The following is a 17,144-nucleotide window of genomic DNA, read 5'->3' on the forward strand; positions in this document are numbered from 1 at the left end:
CTGGCTGGCTGTGCGTAGCTTTACTTAAACCGGCTGGTAATGCCCTTTTAGAAGTGGCCAGCCCCACTAAGTTCCGGTCTTTAAATGCGGTGTTTGGCTCTGCATTCTTACGGAAAGCCCGCCTACCGGGTCGCCCACTTATTTGCTCCTCTATGCCCGCAGAGCTACCGTATCCTGCAGTATTCAAGTCCTGTATTTCACGCCTGCCACATGCCAAGCCCGAATCACCGGTTCGCGGCTGGACCCCCGCCAGGCGGGTAAAACCGGCTGCTGGTTGGCTACTCACGCTGGTCTTCCTGCTGGTGTTGCTAAGCGGCGCGGCCACCGCCTTGGCGCAGACGGCGCCCTTAGTATGCAGCCGGGACAATCAGTTCATCAACAATTGGTATTTTGGCTATAAGGCGGGGTTGGACTTCAACTCGGCCTCGAACGCCGCTCTGCCCTTGGTGCGCTTTGATAGCCAGATGGACGCGCCAGCTGGCTCCGGGGTGATGTCGGGCGACAATGGTAGCCTGCGCTTCTACAGCAACGGCGAAGCTGTTTGGGGCAGTAACCATGTTGTTATGAATAACGGCAACGGGCTGGATGGTAACCGCTTGACTACCGACGGCCCCGTTGCCATCAAGAAACCAGGCAGTCCAGCAACTGTTGGTGGGCCAACGAGCTATTACCTGTTCACCCAAGATGCGCAGGGCGGGCCCAAAGGACTGAGCTATTCGGAGATTGTCATTCCAGCAGGAGGGGGGCAGGGCGATGTGGTGGCCACTACCAAAAACACGCCCTTGGCACGCGGCACAGCTGAGAAGATGACCGCTGTGCAGCATCGAAATGGCTGCGACATCTGGATTATTGTGCACGGCTTCGGCAATGGTTCTGCCGGGCCCACCGACACGGATAACCGAGGCGACGCTTTCCTGGCATACCAAGTGACCCCTACCGGGGTTAACCCGCCAGTGATTTCGCCCATTGGAGCGCGGCACGCCGGCCCCCAGGGGTATCGGGGCCAAATGACAGCGTCGCGCGATGGTGAACGGCTAGCGGTTGCCCGCTACAGTGAAACGCCGGGCGACAACAGCAGCAGCGTCGAGCTGTTTGCCTTCAATGCCGCCACGGGCATGGTCAGCGACCGCCGCCTCATCGATAGCGGGGCGGGGCGTTACTATGGCGTGGCGTTTTCGCTGAGCCGCAGCCGGCTCTTCGCCACCGTCATGAACCCTCCCCGGCTACTGCAATTTGATTTGACGGTCGCCAACGTGCCGGGCAGCAGGCAGGACATTCTGCTCAAGACCTCCGCCGACCTGGGCTCGCTGCAGGCGGCGCCCGATGGCAAGATTTACGTGGCCCGCAACAATCAGCCCGCGCTGGGCTTAATCAGCTTCCCCGACAGGTTGGGTGCCCGGGCCCGCTATGCCGACGATACCCTGCAGTTGGGCGGCCGCCTGAGCGGCCTGGGCCTGCCCAACTTCAACCAAAGCTCTCTGCTGCAATTGGGCTTCTCGTTCAATTTCACAGGCTGTCAGGAGATTACCTTCCAGGCCAACTCGCCCTTGCCCAACCCGGATTCTTACACCTGGGTATTCAAGGATAAGGCAGGAACCGTTCTGGGCACTAGGGCGGGGCAACAAACCGCATTCACCTTCCCGGCAGCTGCTGGCTTCTACGATTTAACATTAAGTATCAGTAAATCGTGTTTTTGCCGCGAGATTACCGGTAGCATTTTCTTGCCCGGCCGTCCTATCCCGGGTATCATCGCTGCCTCCCAAACACTATGCGCTGGTGCGGAAGCTGCGCCGCTTACGAGCACGTCCCCGGCCACGGGCGGCGTCGGTGGGTTTGCCTATCAATGGGAGTCATCGCCAAACGGCACAACCTCATGGACGAGCATCCCCAACGCCACTAGAGAGGAATTTGCTCCCGGCTTGCTCACCGCCACCACCTACTACCGTCGCGGCGTGAGTTCCGGGCTTTGTGGGCCTGAATTCACGAATACAGTCGAGCTCACCGTGCTACCGACGCTGAATCCAGGCAGCATTGCCGCCAGTCAAACCATCTGTGCTGGAACCGAGCCGGCTGCACTCACCGGCCCTGAAGCCACTGGCGGTGGGGGCCCGGGCAGCTACCGCTACCAGTGGGAAATCTTGATAAATGGCATTTGGGAGAATGCCCCTGGTGTATCCAATGTGCGGACTTACCAGCCTGGCCCGCTCAACACTACCACTTCCTACCGGCGGCGGGTGACGTCGGGCACCTGCCCCACGGCGGTGTCCAACGCCGTCGAGGTGCGGGTGCAGCCCGCCGTGACGCCTGCCGTGACCCTGGCGGCCCCGCTCGTGCAGTGCCCCGGCACGCCCCTGACCTTCACGGCCGGGGCCAGCAACGCGGGCCCGGCGCCTACCTTCCAATGGTTCGTCAATAACGTGGCCGTGACCAGCGGGCCCACGTTCACCAGCAGCACGCTGGTGACCGGCGACCAGGTGCGGGTGGCGGTCACGCCCTCGACCGGGCTGTGCAGCACGGGCCCGGCTACGGCCACCGTCGCGGTGACGCGCACGCCCACACCGCCGCCCACGCTCGCCATTGCCGTGCAGCCAAACGGGCGGGTGTGCCCGGGCGACCCGTTGACCTTCAGCATAGCGAGCGTAACCGGGGCAGGCCCGGCGCCCGAGTACCAGTGGCAGGTCAACGGCACGGACGTGGCCGGGGCGCGGGGGGCGGACTTTACCAGCACGACGCTGCGCGACGGCCAGACCGTGACGCTGCGTCTGCGCACGACCAATGCCTGCGGCCAGGCTGCGATGGCTGTTTCCAATGGCATTACCGTGCGCGTTTTGCGGCCGGTGGTGGATGCCGGCCCCGATAAGGAGGTTCTGGCCGGCACCTCCGTGCTGCTGGAAGGCCGCGCCGACGGCAATTACCCCGTGACCTGGACCCCGAGTACGGGGCTTACTTTCCCTGGCAACGACCCGCTGCGGCCCCGGGCGGCGCCCGACGTGACCACCACCTACACGCTCACCGGCGGCACCGGGGACTGCGCCTCCTCCGACCAGGTAATAGTGACCGTGCGCCCGCAAATCCGCATCCCCAGCGCCTTCACGCCCAACGGCGACGGCCGCGACGACACCTGGCAGATTGAGTTCATCGAGCAGTTCCCGGAAAATACCGTGAACGTGTTCAACCGCTGGGGCAACCGGGTCTTTTCGGCCACCAACTACGGCCGGGCCAACGAGTGGAAAGGCGACATCAACGGCGTGCCCGTTCCGGTCGGCACCTATTACTACGTGGTCGTGACGAAGGGCCCGCTGAGCCGCTCCTACTCTGGCGCGCTAACGGTTCTGCATTAACCAACGCGTCGCGCGGAGGCCGGCGGAGCCGCCCCGCCTGCTTCTTCCCCGACAATTAGGCACCGAATGCCATGAAAACAGCCCTCCCTTTGCTGCTGCTCCTGCTGCTGCTGGCGGCCGCGCCGGCCCGGGCCCAGCAGCAGGCGCAGTACAGCCAGTACATGAACAACAACTACATCCTGAACCCCGGCGCAACCGGCGTGGAGGATTATATCGACGTCAAGTTCAGCTACCGCACCCAGTGGACGGGCTTGGAGGGCGCGCCCAAAACCTACTACGCCAGCGCGAGTTCCTCGCTGGGCAAGTGGCGCAGCACCCCCAAGCGCACTATCCGGGACCGGCGCCGACCGTTTCATGCGGTGGGCGGCATCGTGTACAAAGACGAAACCGGCCCCACGAGTCGGACCAGCGCCCACCTGTCCTACGCCTACAATTTGCTGCTGACGCCCGATTTGCGGCTGGCGCTGGGCGCGTGGGCCGGCATGCAGCAGTTTGCCGTCGATGGGCAGCAGCTGCGCTTCTTCGACCCCACCACGGTTGCTCCCAGCGCCGCCTCGCGGGTCCTCGACGGGACGGTGGGCGTCTGGATGTACAGCTCCAAATTTTACGTGGGTTTCTCGGGGGCGCAGCTGTTGGGCAACCAGCTCAACTTTTCCTACGGCGCCAACCAACTGGGTGAGGGCACCGGCAACACCCTGAAGCGGCACTACTTCGCCACGGCTGGGGTGCGACTGCCCATCAACGATGATTGGTCGCTGGTGCCGTCGGTGCTGGTGAAGGCCGTGAACCCGGCGCCGCTCTCCCTCGACGTCAACGCCAAGCTCAAGTACCAGGACCTGCTCTGGTTCGGAGCGTCGTGGCGGGCCTTCGATTCGGCCGTGGCCATGATGGGCCTCAGCTACGAGCAATACACGCTGGGCTATTCCTACGACGCGGGCCTCTCCCAACTGGCCGGCTACAACGGCGGCAGCCACGAAGTGCTTGTGGGCTTGCGCCTCAAGAAAAAAGCCCAGGTGGTGTGCACCAACCGGTTTTGGTAGGGGAGGGCCCTCCTCGACAGTGGCTGTTGGCCTTTGTATTAATTCTTAAAAATATATTTGCCTAAACAGGAAGCGCCGGTATCGATGCAACCAAACGTCGCAATTCGGCATCTTCTCGAGAGAAGCACTTTCCTTTAGACTGGTCTTATGCTGCCTTTTTCCTCTCGCTCTTTGTTTGGGCTGGCCGTGCTAGGGCTCGCCTCCACTGCCTGTGCCCCCACTTATGAGCTGGGGCTAAAGCCAGCCCAGTCATCGGGTTTGTTTAAGGAGGGCCGGGAACAGGTGCTGGCCGTGGCCGACAGCGTAGAGGTTCGCTTAAGCTTTGTGTGCTACGAAGGCGCCCGAGTGGTATTCGAAGCCGAATACTACAACCCCACCAAGCGCAACCTGATTGTAGACCCGGCCGCGTTTCAGTACCAAGCCAGCCGCTTGGCTCCCGCGCCTGTACCCGAAGGCCAGAAGAAGGCCAAGCGCCCCAAGCCCCTGCCCGGCACGGAGGTGACCGCCGCCGTAGCGGCCGCCAGCATGGCGCTCCCGCTACCGCCCCTGCCGCCACAAGCCGTAGCGGCTTTCGACCCTGAACCCGAGATAACAGCATTGAAGGAACGGGCCGAAAAGGAAGCCATCAAGGCAGCCCGGATTGATTGGTTTGGCGTGGCTTTGAGCGTGGCCAGCATTGCCACGGATGTAGCGAGCATCACGAACAGCAAAGAAACCCGCGCGCAGTACGAGACCCGTGCCGCTATTCGCGATGCAGCGTTCACTTATAACTCCATTTCCAGCGCCACCAAAATCGGGCGCGCAGTAGCCGCCGAAGTAATGCAGGCCCGCGCCGCCGACCTTCAGGAGTATGCCCTGCGCAAGGTGACGCTGGAACCCGGCTATCGGGTGCAGGGCTACCTCTATTTCCCGCGCTACGACGCGGCCGATGGCCTGGTGGTGAAAGCCCCCGTGGGCAGCAACGCCGTGCCGCTGGAGTTTGTGCAGGTGCGGAGGCGACTGTAAAAAGCAACAAATCGGCACTGCTGCCCAGCGAATTTGCTTTGCCTAAATTCTCCTGTCTCCTGCGCCCGCCGGAATGGGAATTGCCCTGGCTAGGCCCAAATAGTGCGGAGCCGCCAACGGGGTGGGCAGGGCTATTACTTTCGTGGGGTAATTTGCGGGCAGTCCGTCATTATCAGCCCAGCATGCTTCCCACTTCCGCTTCCAATTCTGTTCTTTCCAAGCCTGATTACAGCGATGTGCCGCGCGGAAACACCCAGAAGAACGTCAATAGGGAGGTGTTGCGCATGGTGCTCGAACGCACGGGGTTGGCGCCGACCAGCAAAGTTCTGGACACCTCCTGCGGCGATGGGGAATTCCTCACGGCCTTGCGGCGCTACTGGCCCGCAGCTTCCCTCACTGGCTGCGACATCAAGCCCACTCCTCCCGCGGTGGCCGGCCTGCGCTACGAGCAAGTCGACCTGACCCAACCGTTTGATTTAACGGACAATGGCCAGCCATTCGACCTGATTACTTCCATCAGCGGGGTGATGATGTTTGGCAATACGCGCAGCTTCATAGAGTCGTGCGTGCGGCAGCTCCGGCCGGGCGGGGTGCTGTTGGTTACCAACGACAACGTGCTGGCTGTGCGCGACCGGCTGTCGTACTTATTCCTGGGCCGCGTGCGCCGCTTCAAGCTGCTTTTTAACCACGATGAGGCCATCACCCAGTTTGTGCAGCAGCAGGAGCTAAAGCGCCTGCTGGAGCGCAACGGAGTCGAGCTACAGGAGGTGGTGTATACTTCTTTTTACACCGAAGATTTACTGTTTCTGCCCTTCGCCCTGCTGGTATTTCCCTTCCAGTGGTTCTACCTGCGGCGCTTGCGCAACCACACGGGGCACGCGTTGCGGCAGCAACTATTCGGCTTCCGCTCGCTGCTGGGGCGGCATTACATTTTTCTGGGCCGCAAGCAGGGCAATTCCACCCTTTAGGTCCCCGCGCAGCAATTGCCAATTATAAGCAAAACGTCATGCTGAGCGCAGCCGAAGCATCTCTAATGCGTAACTAATCAAGGTTAGTTTTGAGGTAGAGATGCTTCGGCTGCGCTCAGCATGACGGACGAGTGCTTATGTATGAAGCAGGGTGGGTACTAGCAGCACCTGGTCTCTGCAGGTTTTGGTAGCCGGAGCCTAAACCAGCTCTGCCAATTCCAGCCACCGGCCTTCTTTCTGCTCCAGCTCATTTTCGAGCGCTTGCAGGCGGGCGCCCCAGGCGGCAAAATCCTGCGGAGTGCCCGCGCCGCCGTTGAGCTTGGCCGTGATTTCCTGCTTCTCGGTTTCCAGGGCAGCCATGGCTTTTTCAAGCTGCTCGTATTCCTTCTTCTCGGCGAAGGTGGCGCGGCGCTTGGCTGGGGCGGCAGCCACAGCGGCGCTGGCCACCACCGGAGCGGCGAGCTTAGCGGCCGCGCGGGCAGCTTTGGCAGCTTTTTCCTCGGCTTCGATGGCGGCTTCGGCTTCCCGCTCTTCAAGGTACTCGCGGTAGTCGGTGTAGTTGCCGGGGAAGTTGAGCACGGCCCCGCCCGGTTCGAGCACGAAGAGGTGCTCGGCGAGGTGGTCGAGGAAGTACCGGTCGTGGCTCACGATGAGCAGGCAGCCGGTGAAGTGCAGCAGGAAATCTTCCAGGATGTTGAGCGTGGCCAGGTCCAGGTCGTTGGTCGGCTCGTCAAGAATCAGGAAGTTGGGGTTTTTGATGAGCACGCGCAGCAGCTGCAGGCGTCGCTTTTCGCCGCCGCTCAGCTTGTTCACCAGCGTGTATTGCTGGGCGGGCGGGAACAGGAACAGGTTGAGGAACTGGCTGGCGGTGAGCACGTCGCCGTTTGCCAGCTCCACTACTTCGGCCACTTCCTTCACGATGTCGATGACGCGCTGGGTAGGGTCGAATTCCAGCTCGGTCTGGGTATAATAGCCGAACACGGTGTTCGTGCCCACGTCGATGGTGCCGGAATCGGGTTTCAGCTTGCCCGTGAGCATGTTGAGCAGCGTGGACTTGCCCGCGCCGTTGGGGCCTACCAGGCCAATCCGGTCCTTCTTTTTAAAGACGTAGCTGAAGTCATCCAGCACCACGTTGTCGCCGAATTTCTTGTTCAGACTGTCGGCTTCGATGATTTTGCCGCCCTGGCGGGTAGTTTTCACGCTCAGCTCAATCTGCTGCTTGTTGAGGTTGGTGCTGGCCTTCTCCTTAGTCACGTAGAAGGCGTCGATGCGGGCTTTCTGCTTGGTGCCGCGGGCCTGGGGCATGCGGCGCATCCAGTCGAGCTCCTTTTTGAAGAGCTGGCGCGCCTTTTCTACTTCCACGGTTTCGCGCATTTCGCGGTCGGCCTTTTTCTCCACAAAGTAGGCGTAGTTGCCCTGGTAGCGGTACATCTGGCCCTTGTCGAGCTCCACGATTTCATTGGCCACTTTGTCGAGGAAGTACCGGTCGTGGGTTACCATCAGCAGGGTAAGGCTGGGCGAGTTCAGGCGGTTTTCCAGCCATTCAATAGTGCTGAGGTCCAGGTGGTTGGTGGGCTCATCCAGCAGTAGTACATCAGGCTCTTCGATGAGCACCCGGGCTAGGGCCACGCGCTTGCGCTGCCCGCCCGAGAGCTGGCTCACGTTGCGCGTCAGCAGCTCGCCCAGGATGCCAAGGCGGCCCAGAATCTGCTGCACCTGGGCTTCGTAGTCCCAGGCGTTGAGGGTGTCCATCAACTCCATCACCCGCTGCAGGTCGTCGGACTTGTGGTTGGGGTCGTTCACCACGTGCTCGTAGTCCTTTATGGCCCGGAGCGTGTCGTTCTGGCTGGCGAAGATGGTTTCTTCTACCGTCAGGCTTTCGTCGAACACGGGCTGCTGGCCCAGGTAGGTGACCCGGATGCCCTTGCGCACGCTCACCAAGCCGGTGTCGGGGATTTCAAGGCCGGCCAGCACGCGCATGAGCGTGGTTTTGCCGGTGCCGTTGATGCCCACAAAGGCCACGCGCTGGCCTTGCTGCAGGCCAAAATTCAAGTCTTTAAAAAGCCAGCGGTCGGCGTAATTCTTCGAGATGTTCTCGGCGGATAACAAGTTCATAGGTTGCAAAGGTACGGCCCCGGGGGCGGGCGATTCGCCAGTTGTGGCCGGTTTGGGAGGATTTGGGCCCAACTGCCGTTAGGCTTTGTGAGACTTCGGCTTAGGACACAGACGGTGGTGCACAAATGGCTGCGAGGCAGCAGTTTACACAGCCGGCGCGTCAAGGGCTTCGTTTTGCCTTGTTTCTGTGTGCGGGCTGCAACTGTTTCTGCACTCTTTATTTTATTTCTATCAAAAGACAAGTTCCGTGATGAAAGTGCCCCAATTAGGATTTGTAGCGTGGTTTGCCTTGGTGTTGTTTGGCAGCAATGGTTTGGCCAATGCCCAAACTGCTACCCGCCAGCGGCCCGTGCAGGCCACACGGCCGGCGGCTTCGCGGTCGACTACTGCTGTCGCCCGGGCCGCCAAAAAGCGCTTGGTGTTCTTCGGCAACAGCCTTACGGCTGGCTACGGAGTGCCCACCAAAAGCAATTACCCGAGCCTGATTGCCCAAAAGATTGATTCTGCTGGCCTGAACTACACCGTAGTGAATGCCGGGGTGAGCGGCGAAACCACTGCGGGCGGCCTGCGCCGGGTAAGCACGGTGCTGGGCCAGCCCATCGACGTGTTTGTGCTGGAGCTGGGCGCCAACGACGTGTTCCGCGGCGTGCCAGTGGCCACCATTCGCGGCAACCTCCAGGGCATTATCGACGCGGTGCGGCGCAAGAACCCCCGGGCTCAGATTGTGATAGCGGGCATGCAGATTCCCGGGATGTTTGGGGAGGGCTACATCAGCGAATTTCAGGGCGTTTTCAAGGACGTGGCGACCAAGAACCGCGCCCTGCTCATTCCTTACCTGCTGGATAATGTGGGCGGCGTGCCCGAGCTAAACTTGGCCGACGGCATTCACCCCACCGCCGCGGGCTACCGCATTGTGGCGCGTACGGTTTGGAACACGCTGGCCCCGGTGTTAGGAGCAAAGGAAGAAGCTTCGCTTAAAACAAGTGTATTGTATTAAGTAAAGAATAAACTTCACATTTTGCTCCTCGTGCTGAAGGTCCAGGACGCCCAAAATCCATCAAGAAATGGATTTAATGGGTATTTAATTTGGTATAGCAACAATTATATACCTTTGAGTGTTAGCTTTGAACAATTTTAGTGTTCAGAACTACGGATGGGTTTGCCAGAGGCAAGATGCCAACTGTTTTTCTGTCTGCCATTTCTGGCTCTAGGCTTAACATTCTCTCTACTTGAATTATTGCTTTCTTCTCCTGCTGACCTTCGCCAAGCCGTTGGCGCTTTTTGCCTCTGCCGCTGCTCCGGGTCAAACAGCGGTTCAGTCTCCTCCTCCTCTCGCTGGCAGTGCGCCGCCTGCTGCTGCACATTCGAGCAAAGGTGCAGCGCGAACTACTTTGGGAAGCACTGTGCGCCTGACGGTTACTTTCGCTACGGCACCGGTCACCGCAACGGCCCGGCTGGCACCTACCTTGTATAACAAGGCGCGGGTCCTGAATTTTGAGGAGGATGATTCGCCGCAGACCATTTTTACGGAAGTTTACCCGTTGTTTCATGGGGGCGTGGCTCGCAACGGCGAGCTTTGCCCTGGGCTGCGCTACACCGATGGCTGCAACAACAGCCGGCCCTACGTGGGCGCAGTGGCCATCAACGGGCACAACACCTACAACAACACAGTGTGGCTGGACCCTGGTCCGAATCACGACGCCGGCAAACTGGTTTGGTCCCAGGCGCAGCAGTTGCTCGACCACGGCTGGGATATTGAAAACCATTCGGATTGGCACACCGAATTCGTTCCGCTCCCCGCTCAGCAATTGGCATCTTTGGACGAGCTGATAGCCAGCCGCCTGAAGGGCTACCGGCCCTCGGTGCATATTGTGCCCACCAACTACGCCGGCTACCCCACAGCCGCCTTCAACGCCGGCTATGTGGCCGTGTCTAGCGCCAGCCAGGGCGATAATTTACCCATGTTCAATGCCTGGGATGAAAAGCGTGTAGCCTTGAGTGCGCTGCCAGTTTCTCCTACTCCATTTGTGTTCCGGCGCTACAGCGCCGATGCCAGCAACGGCGAATCAGCACAAACTCTGCTGACCCGGTTGAAAGCTGTTAGCGATGCCCTGATGGCTCCCGGCAATCCGGCTTCGGAGGTGTATGTGCAGCGGGTTTTTGCCCATGCCATCAATTTTAATGTGCTGCGCGACTGGATGAACTACACCCAGTCCATTGCCGGAGACAAGTTGTGGGTAACCACTTTGCGCGAGATGGAAGAGTACCGCCGCGTGCGCAAAGAAGTGGTTAAACAGGAAGCCCTTAGCGGCAATACCCTAACGGTAGACCTTGACTACAGCGCCGTGGGGGCCAACATCCGCTTCCAGAACCTGACTTTGCTAGTCGATTCGCCCGGCACCATCACCGACATCAAAGTGACGGGCGCCGACAGCTCATCGTACAACGTGGCTACCAAGCAGGTCAATATTTTTCATACTTATCGGCGGGATATCGTGCCGCTGCCGGTGCAGCTTTCGGCATTCACGGCCCGGCGCGCCGGCGCCGGCGTCCAGCTAAACTGGCACACGGCCACCGAGCTGAATTCGCGTGAGTTTGAAGTGCAGCGTTCTGCTAATGGGGTGAATTTCAGCGTGACGGGCACGGTGCCGGCGGCGGGCACCACTTCCATGCCTCGCAGCTATTCTTTTCTGGATGCCTCGGTTCCTGCCAATACTAGCATGTATTACCGCCTCCGGCAGGTAGACACCGACGGAGCCAGCCACTACAGCCCCGTGGTGCAGGTAGCCGCGGTAGCTCCCCAAGGCATGCGGCTGTGGGTCGCGCCCAATCCCGCAACGGTTTCGGATGGTCTCACGGTGACCGTAGTAGGCGGCGAAGGACAGGTGCTGCGTGTGCAGCTGCTCGATGCACTAGGGCGCACCGTACGAAGCGAGGTGCTGCGGCCTACTAACGGGCAGCAGGATTTGCACTTGTCATTGCCCGAAAGCACCAAGGACGGTGTGTACATATTGCGCGTGGTTGGGGCGCAGCAGCTTCTGCAGACCCGGGTGCTGCTAACGCGGTAGCCCCCACCCGCGCGTTTACCGCCTAAGCTCATGGCTGAGCTTAGGCGGTAAACCAATTATGCAGTCCTTCCACCACGCAGTAGGCCGGTTAGCCTTCTCCGCGCAGCACTTCCAGTGGGGAGCGGCGCAGCACGTCGCGGCTGTTGAGCAGGCCAATACCGGCAGTGAGAGCAGTCACCAATGCCGCCAGCCCCAGCAAGGGCAAGGTGGCCGGCCCGAAGCCCACCTCAAACACGAACACGGCTAGGGCCCAGGCCGCCAGCACCGCCAAGCCAATGCCTGCCAGCGCGGCCAGCAGCCCCAGCAGGCCATACTCAACCAGTGTAATGCTAAGAATGTCGCGGCGGCTGGCGCCCAGCGTGCGCAGCAGCACGCTTTCGCGCACCCGCTGGTAGCGGCTGATAACCACTGAGCTACTAAGCACCAGCAGTCCGGTAAGAATGCTGAAGCCTGCCATGAAACGCACCACAAAGGAGATTTTGCCCAGAATGTCCTCCAGCGTTTGCAGTATTAGGCCCAGGTCGATGGCCGAGACGTTGGGGAACTCGCGCACCAGCGCCTGCTGCACGGCCGCAAGGGCCTCCGTGCCTTCGGTGTGGGTGAGCAACACGTGAAACTGCGGGGCCTTTTCCAAAACCCCGGCCGGAAACACTACCAGAAAGCTGGGCTGCACCTGGCTGCGGTCGACTTCGCGGGTGCCGCCCACTATGGTGCGCAGCGGGGCGCCCTGCACGTTGAAATCCAGAGTGTCGCCCAGCTTTAGCTTGGCACGCTCCAGGTAGCCGTTCTCGACCGAGATAAGCGGGGTGCCGTCGGCGTCTAGGGCAGGAATTTTGCCGAGTACCAGCTTTTCCGAAGAGTTCAGCGTGTCGCGGTAGGTGACGCGGTACTCGCGAGTGAGCACCCATGGCGGTACCCCATTCACGGAGTCTTTCTTAATTTCCGAAACCCTGCGGCCGTTGATGGACGTCAGCCGCATCGTGACGATGGGCACGCGCTGCAGCACCGGCAGCCGCTGCGTCCGGAGCAACTCTTCTACGCCGGCCTGCTGCTCGGGCTGAATGTCAAAAAGCACCAGGTTGGCTTGCGACTCTTTGGAGGCCAGCTGCACCCGGCCCAGCAGCAGCGCTTGCGAGAGAAAAAGGGTGGCAAGCAAAAACGTGCCCAAGCCTATGGAAGTGACCAGGGTAAGCGTCTGGTTTTGTGGCCGATATAAATTGGCCAGGCCCTGACGCCATACGTAGCCCCAGCCAACCGGGAAAAAGCGGCGCACCAGCGCCATGAGCAAGCGGCCCACGCCGGCCAGGGCTGCAAAGGCCGCCAGCAGGCCCGCCCCAAAGCCCAGGGTGAGCTTCCAGTCGCGGGTTTGCGAGTAGGCAAATCCCAGAATGAATACCCCAATAATGGCCATGACCACCCCGCGCACGGGGTCGGGCGTGGCCGTATCGTCTTCAAAGGCCACGCGCAGCACTCGCAGCGGCGACACGCGCCGGATGCTAAGCAGCGGCAGCAGCGCAAAGAGCACCGCCATCAGCAGGCCGGTGGCGAGGCCCGTGAGCACCGCCGGCCACGACACGCTCACGGTGATGGCCACCGGGAGGAAGTCGCCCAGCACCCGTGGCAGCAGGCCCTGCACGGCCGCTCCCAGCGCAGCACCCAGCATCGCGCCCACTAGCCCCAGGCCGGTGGTTTGCACTAAATAAATGAGCAAGGCCTGGCGTCCGCTGGCACCCAGGCAGCGCAGCACGGCCACGGCGGCCAGCTTTTCGCGCACATACAAATTGACGGCGCTGGCCACGCCCACACAGCCCAGCAGCAGGGCCACGAAGGCCACCAAGCTCAGGTAGCGGGTGAGGTCGGCGAAGGAGCGGCCAATCTGCTTCTGACGGCTGGCCACGGTATCGGTGTCGATGTCGGCCTTGTCGAGGCGAGATTGCAGGGGTTTGATGGCTGCTTCCACGTCGACCCCGGGAGCAAACCGGAACGAGCGCCGGTACTGGACCCGGCTGCCTTGCTGCACCAGGGCCGTAGCGGCTACCAGCGACTCGGGAATAAAAACCGTGGGCGCCACCGCCGTGCTGATGCCGGTTTGGCCCGGCGTTTTTAGCACCCGGCCAATGATGGGCAGTGTGACCTTACCAATCTGTACCGAGTCGCCGATTTTGGCGTTGAACTGAGCTAGCAGCACGTCGTCGACTAAGGCGCCGGGCGCGGCACCCGGCTGCGAAAAGCGTTCGGCCGCCGTGCGGGGCTCGGTTTGCCAATCGCCGTAAAAGAAGCCGCCGTCGCGGGCGCGCACCTGCACCAGGCGCACTCCGCGGCCGGGGCGAAACTCTACCAGCGAGGCAAAAGCTATTTCCTGCGTGCGGGCCGTGCCAAGGCTATCCAAGGCGGGCTGTAGGTTTTGGGGAAACCGCCGGCCACCGGATGAGAGCACCAAGTCGGCCCCGACCAGCTCCCGCGCCTGCTCGTTCACGCTCAGGGCCAGGTTGTCGCCAAATGAACGGATGCCCACGAGGGCCGCAATGCCCAGGATGATGCTGGCCATGAACAGCAGCAGGCGCGCCCGGCTGCGGCGGCTGTCGCGCCAGGCCATGCGCAGCAGCCAGCCCAGGCCCGGCCGGGCGGTAGGTTGGGGCTTAAGCACTGGGCTGGGCATAAGTCGTATTTACGTAATCGGCGAGCACGGCACCGCCGCGCAGGCGCAGGGTGCGCTGGGTGCGGGCGGCCAGCTCCAGGTCGTGCGTCACGAGCACCAGGGTGGTGCCAGCTTCGCGGTTCAGCTCAAACAGTAGGTTGACCACCCGCTCGCTGGTGTCGGGGTCGAGGTTGCCGGTGGGCTCGTCGGCGAAGAGCAGGGCGGGGCGGTTGGCAAAGGCGCGGGCCAGCGACACGCGCTGCTGTTCGCCGCCCGAGAGCTGAGCCGGGTAGTGCTGGGCCCGGTCGGCCAGGCCCACGCGGTCGAGCAGGGCCAGGGCAGTTTTGGACGCCCCGCGCTGGCCCCGCAGTTCGAGTGGCACAAGCACATTTTCCAGGGCCGTGAGGGTGGGCAGGAGCTGGAAGTTCTGGAAAATAAAGCCCACGTGCTGGTTGCGCACGGCGGCGCGCTGGTCTTCGCTCAGGTTGTCGAGCTGAATGCCATTGACCCACACGCTGCCTGAAGTAGCGCGGTCGAGGCCGGCGCACAATCCCAACAGGGTGGTCTTGCCCGAGCCCGACGGGCCCACAATGGCAAAAGTGTCGCCCGCCTGGAGCTCAAAGCTCACTGCGTTCAGAACGGTGAGTTCGTGACCGGCGCTGGCGTACGTTTTGGTGAGGTTATCGACTCGAAGAATGCTCATGCAACAGATAAAAATCAAGAATGTGGTTACTGGGTAGCCCCTGGGCGCACGAGGTGCTCGGGCCCATTGCGGCTGCTCGGCAACAGAATCGGAGAGGGGCGGGCACGCAACCGGGCCGCTTGTCGTTCGTTACGAGTACAGAAGACGCCAAAACCGGCGCTATGTTTTCCGCTTTTCCGGGTTTGTGCCCAAAATGCTCTCCATGAATTTCGTTCGCTTGTCCTTTGCCCTGCTGTTTGCCTTCGCCACGGGCGCCTGCAGTTCCGACTCTTCTACCGACGCCACCACTGCACAGTCTAAGTCTGCAACTGCCAAAGGCCCAGGCCTGCAGCAACGCAGCTCGGCCGGGAAAAGTGTGCTGTTTTTCGGCAACAGCCTCACCGCGGGCTACGGCGTCGAGCCCGAAGAAGCCTTCCCTGCCTTGGTCGGCAAAAAAATTGATTCGCTGGCCCTTGGTTACGAAGTTATTAACGCCGGCTTGAGCGGCGAAACCACTGCCGGGGGGCGCAGCCGCGTGGGCTGGGTGTTGCGCCAGCCGGTAGATGTGTTTGTGCTGGAGCTAGGCGGCAACGACGGCCTGCGCGGCCTGCCGCTCACCGACACCCGCCGCAACCTGCAAGCCATCATCGACACGGTGCGCCGCCGCAGCCCCAACGCCCAGATTGTGCTGGCCGGCATGCAGATTCCTCCCAACCTGGGGGCCTCCTACGCCGCCGATTTTAAAGCCCTCTATCGGGAAATCGCCGACAAAAACGAGCTGGTGCTCATCCCGTTTCTTCTGGAAGGTGTGGGTGGAAACCGTCGCCTCAACCAGCCCGATGGCATTCATCCCACGCCGGCGGGCCACCGCATTCTGGCCCGCACCGTGTGGACGGTGCTGCAGCCGCTGCTCGAAGCACAGGCTAGTGCCCAGCAAGCCGCCGATAGCGCGGCGCTGGTTACGCAAGAAGGCTAACAACCTGTTGGTTAGATTGCCGCTGCACCAAGGTGCAACGGTTGGGAAGCGAGTGGAGAATTAAATTACTCGCAGGCCGTTTACGTCTATCTCGTCGCGCAGCAGTTCCAGGTTGCGGTAGGTGAGGGGGCGGCCGGCGGCGGTGCTGAGGTCGGGCAAGGCGGCGCGGGCGGCGTCGAGGGTGAGCTGGGTAAACTTGCGCTCGCCGAGGTAGATGGCCACCGGGCGGCCCAGGCGACCATTGTGGTCGGCCAGGGCGTGGTCAATTTCGGCCAGGATGGTGCTCATAATAAATAGAGATGCAGAATAGGGTCGAAATATAGGAGCTTTTTGAGAAAACAGAAAGCTTGCTCCCGAAAAAGTTGCACTCTGATGCGGGCCACTCGGTGGCAGTGGGCAAGGCAACCATCAGGCTCGCCTACCTTTGCCGCATGATTACTGTTGCTTCTGCACCCGCCGTTTCGGCTGCGGCCCTGGCCAACCGGCCGATTGGCATGTTCGACTCTGGCATTGGCGGACTTACGGTGGCGCGGGCCGTGGCTCGGCGCCTGCCCCACGAGCGGATAGTGTATTTTGGAGATACCGCTCATCTGCCCTACGGCGACAAAAGTGCGGCCGCCATCCAGGCGTATTCCGTCAAAATATGCGACTTGCTGCTGCGCCAGCACTGCAAGCTCATCATGATTGCCTGCAATTCGGCATCGGCCGCGGCCTACGAGCTGGTGCGGGAGTACGTGGGCTCCAAAGCGCGGGTGCTGAACGTTATCGACCCCATTGTGGCGCACCTGGGCCAGGCGTACCCCGGCCGGCGAGTGGGCCTCATCGGCACCAAGCAAACCGTGAACTCTAACGTTTACAAGAAGAAAGTAGACGAACTGGACGCCGATGTGGACCTGCAGTCGCTGGCCACCCCGCTGCTTGTGCCCATGATAGAAGAGGGCTTCTTTCAGAACTCCATCAGCGACGATATCATCGGTACCTACCTGGGCAATGCCGCCCTGGCCGACATTGATGCGCTGGTGCTGGCCTGCACGCATTACCCGCTCATTAAAGACCAGATTGCGCGCTACTACGCCGGCCGCGTCGATGTGCTCGATGCCTCCGACGTAGTAGCGGCCGATGCCGAAGCCTATCTGGCCGCGCACGGCCTACTGGCCCCGGCCACAGCCACACCGCCAGCCCACCATTTCTACGTGTCGGATTTCACCCGGTCGTTTGAGGAAAGCACTCGGATATTCTTCGAGCAAAAAGTGCAGTTGGAGCATTACCCCCTCTGGGAGTAGGCGTTGTCCTCTTCCGGAATCCTTACAA

Annotated in this window: 12 protein-coding genes; 8 read left to right on the forward strand and 4 right to left on the reverse strand. The window is 61.4% G+C overall.

The window, feature by feature from the left end; all coding sequences use genetic code 11:
• Positions 1–152 precede the first annotated feature (152 nt).
• The 4 genes from BMZ66_RS00830 (at position 153) to BMZ66_RS00845 (ending at position 6,354) form a co-directional block, all read left to right on the forward strand.
• A complete protein-coding gene (locus BMZ66_RS00830; RefSeq protein WP_092668113.1) occupies positions 153–3,341 on the forward strand; it encodes a T9SS type B sorting domain-containing protein in 3,189 nt (1,062 codons plus the stop codon).
• Between the two features lie 71 nt (positions 3,342–3,412).
• The gene (locus tag BMZ66_RS00835; protein WP_092668114.1) at positions 3,413–4,381 is read left to right on the forward strand and encodes a PorP/SprF family type IX secretion system membrane protein; all 969 of its coding nucleotides are present in this window, start codon (positions 3,413–3,415) and stop codon (positions 4,379–4,381) included.
• Between the two features lie 147 nt (positions 4,382–4,528).
• Positions 4,529–5,386, forward strand: coding sequence for a hypothetical protein (locus tag BMZ66_RS00840; RefSeq protein ID WP_092668115.1), 858 nt, complete (start codon positions 4,529–4,531; stop codon positions 5,384–5,386).
• Between the two features lie 182 nt (positions 5,387–5,568).
• Complete coding sequence (locus BMZ66_RS00845; RefSeq protein WP_092668116.1) at positions 5,569–6,354, forward strand: class I SAM-dependent methyltransferase; 786 nt, start codon at positions 5,569–5,571, stop codon at positions 6,352–6,354.
• Between the two features lie 198 nt (positions 6,355–6,552).
• Here BMZ66_RS00845 and BMZ66_RS00850 read toward each other — a convergent pair whose 3' ends face one another.
• Positions 6,553–8,469 (reverse strand): ABC-F family ATP-binding cassette domain-containing protein, encoded by a 1,917-nt coding sequence (locus BMZ66_RS00850; protein ID WP_092668117.1) that lies wholly within the window; start codon positions 8,467–8,469, stop codon positions 6,553–6,555.
• Positions 8,470–8,719: 250 nt separating this feature from the next.
• On the opposite strand from BMZ66_RS00850, the gene BMZ66_RS00855 reads away from it, so the two are divergent.
• Both BMZ66_RS00855 and BMZ66_RS00860 read left to right on the forward strand, forming a co-directional pair.
• Positions 8,720–9,466: an arylesterase gene (locus tag BMZ66_RS00855; RefSeq protein WP_092668118.1), complete on the forward strand. Its 747-nt coding sequence runs from the start codon at positions 8,720–8,722 to the stop codon at positions 9,464–9,466.
• 406 nt (positions 9,467–9,872) lie between these two features.
• The gene (locus BMZ66_RS00860) at positions 9,873–11,537 is read left to right on the forward strand and encodes a T9SS type A sorting domain-containing protein (protein WP_092668119.1); all 1,665 of its coding nucleotides are present in this window, start codon (positions 9,873–9,875) and stop codon (positions 11,535–11,537) included.
• 88 nt (positions 11,538–11,625) lie between these two features.
• Here the strand turns inward: BMZ66_RS00860 and BMZ66_RS00865 are convergent, their stop codons facing one another.
• Both BMZ66_RS00865 and BMZ66_RS00870 read right to left on the reverse strand, forming a co-directional pair.
• A complete protein-coding gene (locus BMZ66_RS00865; protein WP_369407578.1) occupies positions 11,626–14,184 on the reverse strand; it encodes an ABC transporter permease in 2,559 nt (852 codons plus the stop codon).
• Positions 14,177–14,878, reverse strand: coding sequence for an ABC transporter ATP-binding protein (locus BMZ66_RS00870; RefSeq protein WP_092668120.1), 702 nt, complete (start codon positions 14,876–14,878; stop codon positions 14,177–14,179). Before BMZ66_RS00870 ends, BMZ66_RS00865 begins: the two co-directional genes overlap by 8 nt.
• 202 nt (positions 14,879–15,080) lie before the next feature.
• On the opposite strand from BMZ66_RS00870, the gene BMZ66_RS00875 reads away from it, so the two are divergent.
• Positions 15,081–15,833, forward strand: coding sequence for an arylesterase (locus BMZ66_RS00875; protein WP_092670157.1), 753 nt, complete (start codon positions 15,081–15,083; stop codon positions 15,831–15,833).
• Between the two features lie 60 nt (positions 15,834–15,893).
• On the opposite strand, the gene BMZ66_RS00880 is transcribed toward BMZ66_RS00875, so the two are convergent.
• A complete protein-coding gene (locus BMZ66_RS00880) occupies positions 15,894–16,121 on the reverse strand; it encodes a hypothetical protein (RefSeq protein ID WP_092668121.1) in 228 nt (75 codons plus the stop codon).
• Between the two features lie 143 nt (positions 16,122–16,264).
• Here BMZ66_RS00880 and murI point away from each other — a divergent pair, with 143 nt between their 5' ends.
• The gene (gene murI, locus BMZ66_RS00885) at positions 16,265–17,116 is read left to right on the forward strand and encodes a glutamate racemase (protein WP_092670159.1); all 852 of its coding nucleotides are present in this window, start codon (positions 16,265–16,267) and stop codon (positions 17,114–17,116) included.
• Positions 17,117–17,144: the final 28 nt, after the last annotated feature.

It is taken from the genome of Hymenobacter arizonensis (assembly GCF_900115775.1).
Taxonomy (GTDB): domain Bacteria; phylum Bacteroidota; class Bacteroidia; order Cytophagales; family Hymenobacteraceae; genus Hymenobacter; species Hymenobacter arizonensis.